The 15,165-nt window shown below is 58.9% G+C and carries 10 protein-coding genes and 1 pseudogene; 3 read left to right on the top strand and 8 right to left on the bottom strand.

What is annotated here, in order from left to right:
• The first annotated feature begins 309 nt into the window (after positions 1 to 309).
• Positions 310 to 435 (top strand): hypothetical protein, encoded by a 126-nt coding sequence (locus tag DOD19_RS28185; protein WP_268747346.1) that lies wholly within the window; start codon positions 310 to 312, stop codon positions 433 to 435.
• A 369-nt stretch (positions 436 to 804) separates the two neighbouring features.
• Positions 805 to 3,474: a GGDEF and EAL domain-containing protein gene (locus tag DOD19_RS18835; RefSeq protein ID WP_112187273.1), complete on the top strand. Its 2,670-nt coding sequence runs from the start codon at positions 805 to 807 to the stop codon at positions 3,472 to 3,474.
• Positions 3,475 to 3,541: 67 nt separating this feature from the next.
• On the opposite strand, the gene DOD19_RS18830 is transcribed toward DOD19_RS18835, so the two are convergent.
• Entirely contained in the window at positions 3,542 to 3,745 is a 204-nt protein-coding gene (locus DOD19_RS18830; protein ID WP_009277078.1) for a hypothetical protein, read from the bottom strand.
• Positions 3,746 to 5,247: 1,502 nt separating this feature from the next.
• Here DOD19_RS18830 and DOD19_RS18825 point away from each other — a divergent pair.
• Complete coding sequence (locus DOD19_RS18825; protein WP_112187272.1) at positions 5,248 to 5,835, top strand: lecithin retinol acyltransferase family protein; 588 nt, start codon at positions 5,248 to 5,250, stop codon at positions 5,833 to 5,835.
• Between the two features lie 857 nt (positions 5,836 to 6,692).
• Here DOD19_RS18825 and DOD19_RS18820 read toward each other — a convergent pair.
• From DOD19_RS18820 to DOD19_RS18790, 7 genes and pseudogenes are all read right to left on the bottom strand, one after another.
• Entirely contained in the window at positions 6,693 to 6,938 is a 246-nt protein-coding gene (locus tag DOD19_RS18820) for a hypothetical protein (protein WP_112187270.1), read from the bottom strand.
• An 83-nt stretch (positions 6,939 to 7,021) separates the two neighbouring features.
• The gene (locus tag DOD19_RS28180) at positions 7,022 to 8,596 is read right to left on the bottom strand and encodes a methyl-accepting chemotaxis protein (protein ID WP_112187268.1); all 1,575 of its coding nucleotides are present in this window, start codon (positions 8,594 to 8,596) and stop codon (positions 7,022 to 7,024) included.
• Between the two features lie 343 nt (positions 8,597 to 8,939).
• Complete coding sequence (locus tag DOD19_RS18810) at positions 8,940 to 9,941, bottom strand: YCF48-related protein (protein WP_112187551.1); 1,002 nt, start codon at positions 9,939 to 9,941, stop codon at positions 8,940 to 8,942.
• 17 nt (positions 9,942 to 9,958) lie between these two features.
• Positions 9,959 to 12,316, bottom strand: a complete 2,358-nt coding sequence (locus tag DOD19_RS18805; RefSeq protein WP_204360087.1) for an efflux RND transporter permease subunit — start codon at positions 12,314 to 12,316, stop codon at positions 9,959 to 9,961.
• Between the two features lie 120 nt (positions 12,317 to 12,436).
• A complete protein-coding gene (locus DOD19_RS18800) occupies positions 12,437 to 14,167 on the bottom strand; it encodes a DUF1302 domain-containing protein (RefSeq protein ID WP_112187264.1) in 1,731 nt (576 codons plus the stop codon).
• A 149-nt stretch (positions 14,168 to 14,316) separates the two neighbouring features.
• Positions 14,317 to 14,634: pseudogene (locus tag DOD19_RS18795) on the bottom strand (DUF1329 domain-containing protein); the annotation flags it as partial.
• A gap of 42 nt (positions 14,635 to 14,676) precedes the next feature.
• Positions 14,677 to 15,165: integrase core domain-containing protein (locus DOD19_RS18790; protein WP_162634399.1), on the bottom strand; the 489-nt coding region annotated here is incomplete at its 5' end.

Raw genomic sequence — 15,165 nt, 5'->3', positions numbered from 1 at the left:
CCCGAAAGCCAGATTGGCGCATCGGATTCGCGTGCGCGATCATGCAAGGCCGCAAGCCGGTATCGCGCTGCATTTCAGTGCCACCACCATAGCAAGCGCTGCCGGGTACCGCAATTCCGGTTCTTGCTCCAAGCGGCAATCTGCGGCATCGCAGCAGTACAGCAAACGCAATATCAATTCATACGCAAGCTGCTGGATGCCGGGCATGCCATTGCACCGCGATTGCAACCGCACTGGCATGTTCATTTGAGCGCCCGGTAAAACGATTCAATGCGCCACCTTTCTTGGTTGCAGCTGGATGAGACAACGATGAATTCGCCCTTGCCATGCCATTTTTACTATCTGCTTTTGGCCTTTGGCGCACTGATCGGCACCCTGTTTTTCGACGCCTCCCGTTTTCTTTCCGCAACGTTCAGTCGAACGGATCAGCGCTGATTTCAGCCTGACAATGGGAACATTCGTTTTGATGTGTGCAATCGGATTGGCACTGATGCATCGCTGGACCGATCGGTATTTCGCCGCGCACGAAGATGGAGATGGCTCGGATACTGAAATAGAACCGACTGCGGCCGAACCGGAGCAAACCGTCTTGAAACCCGCGCCGCAAACAAACTAGAGCGCGACCGGCAAGGCGAATTCTCGTGTGTTGTATCGGCCACAAACTAGGCTTTGCGCCGCGCACGACTTTTGCGCATCATGAAGAGCATTGCCCCGACTTCCGGAGCCGGCGCGTTCTCGCGGTCAGCCTGGCCAGAAGTTCATGCTGAGTGAGATGTCGGGCAATACCTCAGGTTGGAGCGTGGGATGCCAGACGAAATTTCCTACCCGTTGTCGGCGCAAAGCCTTCCGGTTCCGCTCTATGTGGTGCTCGAAGGCCGCATCGTCTTTGCCAATGCAGCCGGCGTTTGCATGGTGCGGGCGCTTTCGTCCGATCAACTGCTCGGCGAGCCCTTCTCGCGCTTCTTCCAGGACGTGCCCGCGTGGCTGGAGACGCATACCGGCGCAGACGCCGATGTCAGCCAGCCCGATGCCGGGGTCATTTCGGCAGCACAACTTGTCTCGGCCCTTTCCGCAGGCGATGCCAACGAGGTGATCAGCGTTCGGCTGACGGTTACGCCAACCCGCTTTGATGGGCTGCCGGCGCAGCAGGTTGTCGTGCACGGATTGCCGCTGCCGCTCGATGCACAGCTGCCGGGCAAGGCTGGCGAACGCGTGCTGAGCGCCGAGGCCATTGGTGCAGCGCTGCCGCACGAGCATCTCGACCATCTGCTTTCCACGCTGCCGTCCGCCGCCTCCCTGGGCGAGCGGCTGCATGCGGCGCTGCGGGCGCTGGAAGCGGCGTTGCCGTCGGCGCTGTGCGTGGTGGTGCGTGTCGTCTCCGGGCGCGCGAGGCTCTATGGCACGCAGCGCGCCCGTGCGAAGCTGGCATTGCGCGACGATCATGCGGCGCACCTGCCCACCGCAGCACAGGGTGAGTTCGATATCGAACTGGCCCGCATCGCGCCGCTGCTCAATGAGCTGGCGCCCATCGAACTGGTTCGCGAGGCGAATGCACCCACGGCTTTGCGCGAAACGCTCGTCCGCGTGTTGGATACCGCGCAGCCGACATGGCTGTGCCGCATCCCGGCCCAGCATGGCGGCATGGCCGTCGCCGATGATCTGCTCTGCCTCTTCTTCCCAACTGCCAACCCACCCGACGACTCAACGCTGCGCGCGGAGTGCGGCCGCTACATCGCCGCGTTGGTCAAGCTGCTGCGCCTGGAGAACGAATATCGCCAGTCCCGCGAGCTGCGCGATCAGTACCGGCTGGTCGTCAATCATTTGAGCGAGGGCGTGCTGACGCTGTCCACCGATGGCCGCGTGCTGTCGTACAACCGCAGCGCGGCCGAGATCCTGCGCATGTCGGGCCCGTCATGGAAAGGCCGCCCGCGTGTGGCACTGAACGACATGATGTTGGGCGAAGACGGCGCCATCCTGCCGCGCGCCGCGTGGCCCTCCACGCTGGCCGCCCGCACGGGGCGCGCGATCAGCAACGTCGTGGTGGGCGTACCGGCCGGCAATGGGCAGATCGTGTGGCTGCGTGAATCTGTGCTGCCGATGTTCTCCCCAGACAGCGCGTCACCGCACGCGGTGCTGGTCATCTTTACCGACATCACGGCCGAGCGCTCCGCCTACGAGCAACTTCGCCTGCTGGAGACCAAGGATTCGCTCACGGGCCTACCCAATCGGGCGGCGTTCATTGAGCGGCTCGATGCGCGGCTGACGCTGCCGTCCACGGGCGAATCCGCGCTGCTGTATATCGGGCTGGACCACTTCAAAACCGTGAACGAGGCGATGGGGCACCACGTGGGCAACCAGGTGCTGAACATGGCGGCGCAGCGCATCCGCGGCCAGGCGGGCCAGCGCGCGCTGCTGGCCCGCCTGGGAGGCGACCAGTTCTGCGTGGCCATCGATGACCCGACCGCCGCCGACACGCTCGCACAACAGGTGCTCGAAGCGCTGGCCCGCCCCTTTACCGGCGGCGAACGCGAGGTGCATCTGTCCGCCAGCATTGGCGTGGCGGCCTACCCGGAAGACGGCGCCGATGCGGCCTCGCTGGTCAGCCATGCAGAAGCCGCCATGTACCGCGCCAAGGAAAACGGCCGTAACCGCATCACCCGGTATTCGCGCGCGCTGGAAACACAGATGCTGCGTCGCTTCACCCTCAACGAGCGCATGCGGCGTGCGCTGGGGCGCGGGCAGGTGCGGTTGGTGTATCAGCCCAAGTACGCGCTGGACTCGGGCGAACTGGTGGCGGTTGAAGCGCTGATGCGGTGGTCCGACCCCGAGCTGGGCGCGGTGTCGCCCACCGAGTTCATCGACGTGGCCGAGGAGTCGGGTTACATCCTCGAACTCGGCCGCTGGGCGCTCATGCAGGCCTGCGCGCAGGGCGAGGCATGGGCGCGCAAGTTCGGCTTCACGGGGCGCATGGCGGTGAATGTGTCCGCGCGGCAGTGCGATGCCGGCGTGATCGAGCGTGACGTCGATGAAGCGCTCAAGGCCTCAGGCATGGCGCCGGGCCGGCTGGAGCTGGAATTGACGGAAAGCGTGCTGCTGGCCGACCGGCAATCGACACAGCGTTTGCTGATGAGTCTGGCCGCGCGGGGCGTGCGTATCTCGCTCGATGATTTCGGCATCGGGTTCTCGTCGCTGTCGTATCTGCGCAGCTTGCCGATCCACAACATCAAGATCGATCGATCATTCATCAGCGGCGTACCCGGGGTGGCCGACTGCGTGGCGCTCACCAAGACCATCATCGCGATGGCCCGCGCACTGAACATGACCGTCACGGCCGAAGGTGTGGAAACCCCCGAGCAATCGGCTTTCTTGTCCGCGCATGCATGCGACGAGGTGCAAGGCTTCCTGTTTGGGCGACCGCTGGAAGTGTCGGCACTGGAAGATTTGCTGCGCAGTCGAAGCCGCGCACAGGCATAAAAAAACGGACCCAAGGGTTCAACCCCGGGTCCGTTTCTTTTAGGGCGACGCTCAGGTCGAATCGAAATCAACGCGTCGATACGTTGCCCACCAGGCCGCCCAGTGCGGCGCCACCCAGCGTGGCACCCGGGCCGCCAATCAAAGCAGCGCCGGCCAAGCCGCCCACACCCGCACCAATGGCGGTATTGCGTTGACGTGCCGTCATGTCGGCACAGCCGGTTGCCGTCAGCAGCGTGGCACCGGCCAGCAGAATCGTCAGTACCCGAACCATGTTCTTCTCCTCGAATGCGTCGGTCGCGATCAAGCCATCGCGTACCGGTAGTCTGGCTAACGGGCGCGCAACTTGCTGTTTCAAGTTGTAATCAATCGTTGCAATGTGCAGACCGACCTCTCCCGACAATCCCCTGCCACATTCGCAAGCAGCGCCGATCAAAACCCGTCGCCACGCGGGCCGGATGGTGTTTCCCACAGAGTTATCCACATGTTCTGTGCATAACCGGCGCAAACGGCGGAGACCCAAGTCACAAAAGGGCTTGACGGGTTTGTGCAAACGTGCAGATCATGTAAAACGTGTGCGTGCCGTTGGAGTTATCCACATCGGCTGGGGCTGTTACATCGTGCAACAAACCCTTGCGCGTCAACCGCTTGCGGTGGGTTCTGCAAGCGGTGTGCGCATTGCTGTGGACAAGTTGTGTCGACCGGAGTTGAAGTGTGAAACGATCGATTAGTTTCGGATACAGCGCTTGATTAGTTCCGGATACAAGCTGCGACGGCGACCCGCGAAGCCTTACGGGGCGAGGCGTATCCGGAACTAATCGATGGTGGGAAAAATGCGAGACCAAGCCCTTGCCGCGACGCAGCATTTGAACGCCGACCTCTTTGCCGATCCCCTCTCGAGTCCAAGTCAATCGGGTGGCGGCTGAGTCAATTACGGATACGGGAGCCCGGGATGCACCCGCTTTGCACGGAAGTGCGCGGCATTCTCATGCCTCTGGAAGCTGTTCAGCGCTTCCGAAGATCAACCGATAGCGGCCGTTCAGTCGCTAGTGTGACGATTTTCGTGAGGTGGCGCTGACGCACATGCCCATCAAGGTGCCTGGTTAGCGCGCACACATACACGTGCGCTTGTACTTCGCTCAGGCATGAGGGAACTGCTACCTCGGCATCGAGGCAAATCCGGTACGGAATGTTGCGCGATTCGCCGTAACCCTGTCGAGCGTAGTCAGTCCGATAGTTATTCAGGATCGAGCTGGAGTGGTGACTGAATAACCACCATTGGTTTGGCAGCCCGCAGCTCAATGACGGAACCGGCGTCGCTACCGCCTAGGTCCAGCAGCAATGTGCTCGCGTCAACTACGACGCCAGACCAGGAAATGGCCCGCGCAATGACCGGCAAGCCTGACAGCACTGTACCCCCATAAGCAGCGCTGCCGATGCTGCGTTGATGCGTCTTTGAGTTCTGTGCTGCGAATATGCATCGAATGCGCATGGGCCGGAAGCTTCCTCCCCCACGAGATTCCCCATAACCTCAGATGCCACTGCGATTTCAGCAACATGGCACGAATCTCGCTTTGACAGCTTCCACAATCGGTTCGTCTAGTCGTTTTGATTCAAACGAACTTCCACGGAGGCTTCCGATGTTGATCACCCGCATCAAGAGCCGTCCGGTGCATGACGTCCTCGCGCCGATGAGCAATGGCGCGGCGCACGTCATAGCAGGTCAATGAAGCGGAGGCGGGAGGCACTCGCCCGCCAAGATCGAGGACCAGCATCATGGACTATGCGCTCCAACATCCACTCGTGGGGCACGACGGCACTGTTGCGATCGGCTCAACCTATTGGCGCCTCCATGAGGAAGGCTCGCTCGCCCTTGGAGCACACATCATCACGCCGCGCCTGGGGTATTGGCACCATGGCATCTACGTTGGCGACGGCAAAGTCGTGCACTACGCCGGTCTGTCGCGAGCGTTCCACCGCGGCCCGGTAGAAGAAATCACCGTCGATCGATTTACCGCCGGCCGCCCACTGTTGGTTAGGCAAGATTGCCAACACAAATTTTCCTGCCAGGTCGCGGTACAAAGGGCGCGCTCGCGAGTGGGTGAATCCCAGTACCGGATCCTCACCAACAATTGCGAGCACTTCTGCAACTGGTGTCTGAACAACGAGCACCACAGCGACCAGGCTGACAGGCTGCTCGCATGGCGGGGAGCACTGTCACGCATGATGCTGCGCGCAGTTGGCGCACTGCTCGGCCCTACCGGCCACTTCAGCCACCCCGGCTTATACCGAGCCGGATCACTCCAGACCGCCATCGCAACACCAGCCTATTCCGAAGCAGACGCCGCTGCATTGCACGCGTGATCGGCTACGACATGCTTGGGGCCACTGCTCATGGATGGCGAGGATGTTTTACACCGCACGGCTTTGGATGCCGCCGGCGATCACCATTGAGGCCTCCTTGAAGTTCGTCAGGGTCATGGCGATCGAACGAACCGATTGCGGAAGGGTTGATCATGCAAAATTCGCGCCATGCACACGCAAATCAAGCTGGCACAAGGTTTTAAGGGGAATCCCCTAGCGAAGGATGCTTCCAGCTAAGGCGCGTTTGATGCATATTCGCAGCACAGAACCCAAAGATGTATCACCGCTGCATCGGCAGCGCTGCTTATGGAGGTTACAGTGCTGTCAGACTTGCCGGTCATTGCGCTGGCCATTTCCCGGTCTGGCGTCGTAGTTGACGCGAGTTCGTTGCTGTTGGACTTAAACGGCAGCGACGCTGGTTCCGTCATTGGGCTGCCAAGCCACTGGTTGTTCAGTCATCACTCCAGTTCGATCCTGGATAACTATCTCGGACTGACTACGCTTGACAGGGTTACGGCGAATGAAGAGCTCGAAATGACCCTGGGGGGAGAACCCGTTGCGGTAAACGCCCGCCTAGCGGGAACCCAGCGCGATGGAGAGCCGACGCTTCAAGTCTTCGCTGTCGAGGCGGTTACCCATCGTCAACGCAAAGAGCGACATCGAAATAAGTCTCGGTTGGAAGAAGACCTCGGACTTTCCCCTACTCATGCGGTTCGTGGAGCACGCCCTGAGCGTAGCGGCAAGGCACTCAATCCCAGATAAAGCTGAGCCTCGCCGTAGATCGAGCAAGCAACTCAGAAGTCGATAGGGACTCGCCTGCCTGACAGAACGAGTCTGCCAGGCAAAGACAGAATCACTTAGAACTTGTGGCGCATACCCACTGCCACGCCCATCATCGAGTTCGCGCCACTCGGCAGCGTGTAGCTGAAGCCGAGGGCCAAGCTGGTCAGATAGCCGGTGGCTGCCGAATCCGGCGTCAGGCCTGCGTTCGTCGAGTAAGCGGCGCTCGGGTAAAGATCCGTACCCTTGGAGAGCGAGTACGTCGAGATCAGCACGATCTGCCACTGCTTGGGCGCGCCCGTATTGCTGAACAGGCTCTTCACCTTGTCGTACGAATAATCATGCGGAAGGCATCAGGATTGCGTCATGTTGCAACCCGAGCCAACTCACCCCGCTCATTGAAGATCTAGGCTGACGGAAGAGAGCTACCGACATTGAACACGGCCACGGCCAAGTTCAGTTTCGTAGCCTGCTGCTCAAGAGATTGAGCAGCCGCTGCGGACTCTTCGACCAGCGCGGCGTTTTGCTGAGTGACTTCGTCCATCTGCGTGACGGCCAGGTTTACGTGTTCGATTCCGGAGCGCTGCTCCTCCGATGCGGACAGTATTTCAGCCATGATTTTTGAAACGCGCCCGACCGATTCGACAGTTTCGTTGATCGTACCGCCCGCCTGCTCCACGAGTTTCGAGCCTGCGTCTACACGTGCTACCGAATCTTCGATCAGCGCTTTAATCTCATTCGCAGCAATGGCGCTGCGTTGAGCGAGAGCTCGTACCTCCCCAGCCACGACGGCAAAGCCGCTCCCCTGCTCTCCGGCCCGTGCCGCTTCCACCGCAGCATTGAGCGCCAGGATATTCGTCTGGAACGAGATACCTTCGATCACTCCAATGATTTCGGTCACCTTCGACGAACTGTCCGAGATGCCACGCATCGTGTCGACAACGCGCCCGACTACTTCACCGCCACGCTGCGCGGTCTCTGAAGCTGTTGAAGCAAGCATCGATGCAGCTTTCGCGTTATCCGCATTGTTGCGAACCGCAGTTGTCAGCTGCTGTATGCTGGACGCCGTTCTTTCGAGGGAAGCGGCTTGTTGCTCGGTGCGCTCTGACAGGTGCGAATTTCCTTGAGCAATTTCGATCGCCGCCGTTGCGATGGCCTCGCTCGAAGTCTTGATGCCTTGAACGATGGCCTTCAGCTGGCGCTGCATTGTGCATAGCGAATACATCAGACTAGAGCCATCTCCCGACCTAAGAGGCACATCCACACAAAGATTTCCATTCGATATCTCACGCGCGAACCCTGCCGCGTCACGAGGCTCTCCGCCCAGCTGCTTTGCCAAACCACGCCAAATGGCTCGAGCGACGCCGGTTGCTATGACTGCCGCCGCTACTGTCATCACGATAACGAACTTGATGGTCTGCAAGTACGCTTGGTTAGCGAGCTCGCCCTCTCTTTCCGCTCCCGCCGTATTAATATCGACGATCTTACTAATATCTTTCTCTAGCCTCGCATTTATCTGCTTTGCTTCATCCTCTAGCAGATTTATTGCGTCGATCTGGTTACCCCTCCTTACAAGCGAGCGGATTTGCTCGTCGATTTCCAAATACAGATGCATCTGTTTCTGAATATCGTTGTACAGCGCCGTCTCTTCCAGCTCGACGATAAGTTTTTGGTATTCAGCAGAGGCACGGCGAAATTCTGAAATTGCAGCGTCAATCCGGGTGATGCCTTGCTCAATTGAATCGAGGGTCTGAACCGTAGCGGCGGAGTACTCTGCGAGTTGAATGCCTCGCAATCCATCCTGCATTTGCAAACTGGTACGGACACGAGGTAAGTGGTTATCGCGGAACTCTGCAACGTGAGTGTTTTCCTTTTTTACTTCAGATAGACAAAATAGACCCAACCCAACCATCAGAACGACGACCACCCCAAATCCAAGCAAGAGCTGCGTAACGATTTTCTTGTTTCTGATAAATTGCATGAGCAATCCCGATCAATTTGATTCGTTGGAACGATTGTCTTGCGCTACGCTCACCATATCCCTAGCGACGGAATTTTTCTGATTTGCTTGACACATGCGGCTCGGTCCCGCGGCTGCCTACTGCATCCTTCCCAACGCTTAGTACAGCCGCTCTTGCCTCCCGCCACGAAGTAACGGAAGACAGAAAGGCCGTACCAAGATCGCGTGTACGCGGTGATTTCGTTGAACCTGCCTAGCCCCTGCAAGGAAAACGGCTATACGTGTTATCCAGATCCAGAAAGTCAGCACTGGCAGGCGGCTGCCCCCCTGGTACGCGCTCACGCTCCAAGGACGCTCTTCCTCCTCAGTTCGAGGCAGCTACCGGACCATTGCCTGAAAACAAGACCAGCCGGCCGTCGGCCTTTGGGAGAACCGCCGTGAGCGGCGCCCGATCCTCGCGATTAACCCCGGCAAAAGTTTTCCCGCCGTCGTTACTTTTCAGAACGGCACCATCGAGGCCCACCGCCACAACGGCCCCTCCCGACTCCTGCGCGAGGGCGGTTATCGAGCTCTTCATTTCGCTCTTCGCTGTTGCCCACGTCGTGCCATTGTCGGAGCTCGTAAGCAGGCTTCCGCGAAGCCCACCAGCGACGACCGTCCCATCCTTCAGCGTCACGCCGGTCCACAGCGAACCTTTGTATCCGGTCTGCAGATAAGTCCAGTTCGCGCCTCCGTCGACGGAGCGCAGCATCACCCCTTGCTCAGAGGTAATGAAAAGCGCGTCGTCCTTCCCAGGAAAAATGGCATACAAGTTCTTGTCTGCCTTCTTCGCTCCTTCCGGCGGTGGCAGGGTCACCGTCGTCCACGTGCGACCGCCATCGGAAGTGTGAAGAACCAGCGACCATAGACCGACCGCCCAACCTTCGGACGCATTGCGGAAGAAGACCGCGAACAGCGGTTGATCAACTTTAAGGTCTTCACGCTGCAGACGCCACGTTTCACCACCATCATCCGTGGCGAGGATGACGCCGCCATGCCCCACCGCCCAACCCTTTGCCGAGTCGGCAAACGAGACCGCAGTCAGCGTAAGGTCAGTTGGCACACTCCGGGCCTGGCGAAACGTCCGCCCGTCGTCGTCTGATAGCAGGACTACGCCGTGGTCACCAACCGCAACGATGCGCCCTCCTGCGCGTGCAGCGCCGAGTATCGCCGTCTTCGTCGCTGCTGCTACCCGTTCTGCGGGATGCAGACGAAGCGTCGGTGCATCGTTCGCAAACGCCAGCGGCGAAGCCGCGAGCAACGTAATCCAAACCAGAGACGCCTGCGCCAGAGTTTTGGCTTTCAGACTCACACTTTCATAGTTCATCTGCTTCACCTGACGCATTAGTGACTGAGGACTCCAGGAGCTCGAACTGGACGGCGCCGTGGAAAGATGATTTCGAGAACAACCGCGAGCGCCGGCAGCGCCGTCATCGCCATGATCAGATTGACCATGAACATGAAGGCCAGCAGCTTGCCCATGTCAGCCTGAAATTTGAGCGCGCTGAACGACCAGGTGGCCACACCAATAGCGAGTGTGATTGCCGTAAACACGGTCGCCATCCCAACCTCCAACATCGAGTGCTCGAGCGCCTTCGTGATGGGCTCGCCGTTAGCGAGATGCAATTGGAGGCGGTTGTAGATATAGAAGGCGTAGTCCACGCCGATACCGACCGCGAGCACCATCACCGGAAGTGTCGCAACTGTCAGCCCAATCTGGAACTCTTTCATGAACCAGTAGCCAACGAACGTTCCGACCGTGAGCGGCAGGCAACACGCTACGACGGCTCTCAAGTCTCGATAGACGAAGAACACAAGCAAGATGATTGCGCCATAGACGTACATCATCATCGGTGTCTCCGACTTCTCGACTTCGTCGTTGGTCGCCGCTAGGACACCCGCATTGCCCGCTGCGAGCTTGATGGACACACCTTCGAGCGTGTGCGTCTTCTCGAACGCTTGCACAGCCGAAATCACACGGTTGATGGTTGAGGCCTTGTGGTCCGACAGATAGAGGTGAACCGCTGTCATGCTGCAATCTTTAGACAGGTATCCGCGTACCCGATTGATTTCGGCACTGAGAGACGCGTAGTTTCCGGAGTCGAGCGGCACCACGTTCATCTTCGGATTACCTTCGTTGTAACCCTCGTTGTAGGTTCTCAGCATGGATGGATAAGAGCTGATCGAAACTACACCGGGCACCGTCTGCATGTGATAAGCCAAATTATCGGCAAATTGACCAACCGCGGGGCTCTCGCACGAGTTCGCAGGTGCTGCGACGACAACGGACAGCCAATCAAGACCGACGTCGAAGCTGTTCGAAATATCCACAGCGTCGCGGTTGAACCGGGCTTCGGGCCGCAACTCCGGTGCACCGGGCTGCAACGTTCCCACGACTCGGTCACGGCTCTCGTAGATGGATGTCGCGAATACAACGCCAACCGCGACCAAAACCATCACAGCGTTGCGCGGTTTAGCAACAGCAGCCAGCGCACTCAACCACTGTGCGCGTCGCTCGCGCTTGCGCATGGCTTTTTCCGCATACTCGCGCGTGAAATTGAAACAAGACGCCGCCACCGGCAGCATCACCAGGTTGGTAACAATCTTGTACGCAACGCCAAGCGACGCCGTGATTGCAAGCTCCCGAATCATCGGAATCGGAATGAGCATCAAGGTGATGAAAGAGACGAAGGCTGTCACCAGTGCCAAGGTTCCCGGAATGAGCAATCCCGTGAAGCTCGAACGCGCTGCCTCCATCGAGCTCTTGCCATGCGAGAGTTCGCGGACGATGTAGTTGATCTGCTGCACGCCGTGTGAAACGCCGATTGCGAACACCAGAAATGGAACAAGCACAGCAAGAGGATCCAGACCAAAGCCAAGGAGCTTCAACGTGCCGAACTGCCACACCAGCGACGTGAGCGAGCAGACAATGGGCAAAATCGTGAAGCGCACTGAGTGCGAGTACCAATACACCGCCGCGGCGGTCAGCAGCAGCGCGACAGCACAAAAGACAAGGACGCCTTGGGCACCGTCGGCAATGTCACCAATCTGTTTGGCGAAGCCGATAATCTCGATCTTGTAGTTGCCGTCCTCATACTTGCTACGCAACTGCTCGAGCAATCGGTTGTACTCAACGTAGTCGACCTTCTTTCCGTCAGCACCGACTTCATTGATCTCGGCGGTAATCATCGCCGCGGTCTCGTCGCGGGAGACCAAAGAGCCGAGGAACCCACCGGCGGTCGTTGTTTTGCGAATGGCATCGATGTCTTGCGCAGTCATCGTGTCAGAAATCACGGTTGCTGGAATGACCGGCTGGGCTCGAAACCCCTCCTCCGTGATTTCGTTGACGAAGCTGTTGGGCGTCCACAACGACTGCACGCCCGCTCGATCGACATTGGGCAGCGAGGCGACAGCTTGGGTCACCTCGTCTAGCCGCTTCAAACCTTCTTTAGTCCAGATGGTGCCGTGGTTGGCATGTACCACCACCGTCAGACGATTGGCGCCTAAAAGGTCCGCTCGATACTTCTGGAACGTCTCAACATAAGGGTGTCCGACTGGAATCTGCTTTTCGAAACCCGCGTCCATGTGCAGCTTGGAGCCAAACACTCCCATGATCGCGGTGAAGAGGCCCAGCGCTAAGAGCGTGAGCATTCGATGAGTGAAAAACCAATCTTCCAACCGCTTGATGACTCTGTTCACGATAACTCCTGTGCGTGGCAAAGCCACGATCCTGCTGTGTCAGGCACTCCTCGAGCGACTGAGCGCCGACAAATCAAAGCATTGCCCTGCGCGCGTCTGTTCAGACGCGCGCAGGTCCCTCCATCAGAAATTGCGTGTCAGGAACATGCCGATAAAGTTGCGGTCGCCGAACGGCTGGCTCAGAGCATTCCCGCCGAAATACGTAGTGAAGTTGATACCGCCCTGCCACTTCGTCGGGTTCTGGTTGAACAACACGTAAAGGTTCACCGATTTAGCGCCGCTCATGTAGTTGGCCGAGAACGTCGGCGTGTACCCCAGCATGCTGGCAGAGAACGTGACGCCCGGCGTAACCTGCCACCCTTGAATCAGAGAGCCGTCATAGGTCCAGTTAAAGTCCAGAACGACGCCACCCGAGCTCGATGTGCCCTGACCTGCGGCGATCGGATAGCCCAGTCCAGAGTTGTTGTTGAGCCACGTGCTGTAGCCGGTGGCTGGCACTTGGACGACATTCACGCCATTGACCGTGCGGAAAAACTGCGAGTCCGAGCTCACACCTGGATACTTGACCCACGTGAATTCAGCAGTAAAGACTGCCGCTTGCGCCCCCAGGTACTTGATGAATGGCGCGCTACTCTCGGTCAGGTTAATTTGGGCATTGATGTCAAACTGGAATTTTTTCTTGTCGATCCATTGCTGGCAGTTGATACCGCTCACCAAATTCGTATTTGCGTCGAGCGGCCCACCGGGCCCGTAACAGCCGGAAAGTGCTACGGCATCATGAGGCCGGTACGAGAGCTCGGAACCGATGGCCCAATCGCCCACTTGGAAATTGGTGCTCACGCCAAAGAGCTTTCGGCGTTCGCGGTATGACCATTGGAAAGATCCGTCCGTGAGCGTCGACAGCGTTGGCGCTTGATCCGTGTACTGCATGTAATAGAGGCCAAAGTTTGCATCAACGGCCGTTGGCTTGAAGGCAAGCTTGACGCCATACTGCGGCGAGCGATTGCTTGGCAGTTGCGTGCTGACGGGCACTGGCACGCCATTGGGCGAAGTCGCGGATACGTTGAAGTTGTTCGGGTCTGCGTAGAACGGCTGCGCCCCGCGGCCGAAGACATTGGTCGTGGAAAAATACGTTCCCACCGGCGGATACCTGTTGCCGTTCCACCGGAACTGGTAGTACGCCTCCGTGCTCATCCCATATGGGAGCTCGCTAGCGAACTCAACCATCGGTGAAGGAAGAAGAGCCTGCTTCAACTGCACGCCCGGAATCAGAATCTTCTGGATATCGAGCGGGTTGGTCGCGTTGATCCCACCAGATGCAAAGTAACTCTCGCCCCAGTTGATCACCTGATTACCAAGGCGCACGTGTGCGTTCTTCCCGGCGATGTCAAAGTCCTTCTGCCCCCAAAGGTCCAGCAACTGAACGGGATAGATCGTCTGAGACTTGGCGGTCGATGATAGGTCGCTGTATTTCGTATGATCGGCCGCGAAGTCATACAAGCCCGTGCCGCGAACCATAAATTTGTAGCCCTCGGACGGCATCGTGAGGAGAAGCTCGCTCGTCAAACCGAGGTAACTCGTGTAGGGCTGGCCCTTCTTGTAGTTGAGGTTGCCATTGCTGCCTGACCCATACTGGGCCACGTTCGCACTGGCTCCGCAGCTGTTGTAGGCATTCGGGTCACCAGTCAGCGCACAGCTCGGATTCTTGAGCCGAATACCCAGACCTGCGGTTGCGCTAGTAACCCAAGACGCGTGCAGGTCACCCAGCCCAGTGTCGAATTCGTAAGCGGATGCATGTCCTGACAATACTGCCGCGCCGACTAAGAAGCCCGCTCTTCCCAACGTTTTTTTCATCTCTTCCTCCTCTAACTGCCGCAATTGGCCCAATCGCATACCCGACGAAGTCCAACCCGTCCTTCGTCGGGCAACGTGTAAGCGCGTGGGCTATTACCGATATATTTTTGAAATAGGCCCGGGCAGTGCAAACGCACCGCCTAGAGGGATCACCGCTCGCTCATCGACTGCAAGCTTTGGGAAGTGAAGAAATCTTCATTGAGCCGTTTGTCAGACGCGGACTCGTATCGACGTTGGTCCTTACCCGTGCCATACACGAGCATGTCTGCGACGTATCGACCATTGGTCAGATCGTACATAGCGAAGGTCGGAACTGTGCAGGTACCGCCAAGCTCCCATGTCGGCACCACGTTGTTCTCTTTGGTCTTCCAGAGCTTGCCTTGCACGTCGTAGTCGTCACCGACCACAATGTTCCAGGAGTCCTCGTCCAGATACATGACCTTCTTGGCAGCGGTATGGCGTACGCCGGACTTGACGGTCGGTGCGTGTCAAGGTAGTTGTCGCCTGAATCACGCAGCCAGTCGTTCTTTGTTGCCTCCTGGAAGTTCGCCGGCGCAAACGGTCGCTTCGCGCTCGGGGTTGAGGGCCACCACGTCGATGCGACGCCAGTTGCGGGTTTCTCCAGACCAGCGGCCCGGATTGCTTTGCCGCGCCCGAAGGTACAGCTCATGCCGAGCCTGCAGGATGTGGCGGTCAGTGCCGGCGTGGCGCTGCGCCGGCGTCACGTAGCCGATGCCGCTGTGGCGGTGCGCGTGGTTGTACCAACGCACGAACTCGGCCGCCCAGCCGCGAGCATGGTCCAGGTCGACGAAGCCGCCGGCAGGGAACTCGGGCCGGTACTTGGCGGTGCGAAACAGGCTCTCCACATACGGGTTGTCATTGCTCACGCGAGGGCGCGAATACGACGGGTCGATCCCCAGCCAGTGCAGCATCGCCAGCACGGTGGTTGCCTTGAAGGTCGAGCCGTTGTCGCCGTGCAGCACCGGCTTGGCCGCCAT

The organism is Ralstonia sp. GX3-BWBA (assembly GCF_003290055.1).
Taxonomy (GTDB): Bacteria; Pseudomonadota; Gammaproteobacteria; order Burkholderiales; family Burkholderiaceae; genus Ralstonia; species Ralstonia holmesii.
This window is presented reverse-complemented; position numbering and strand designations above follow the sequence as displayed.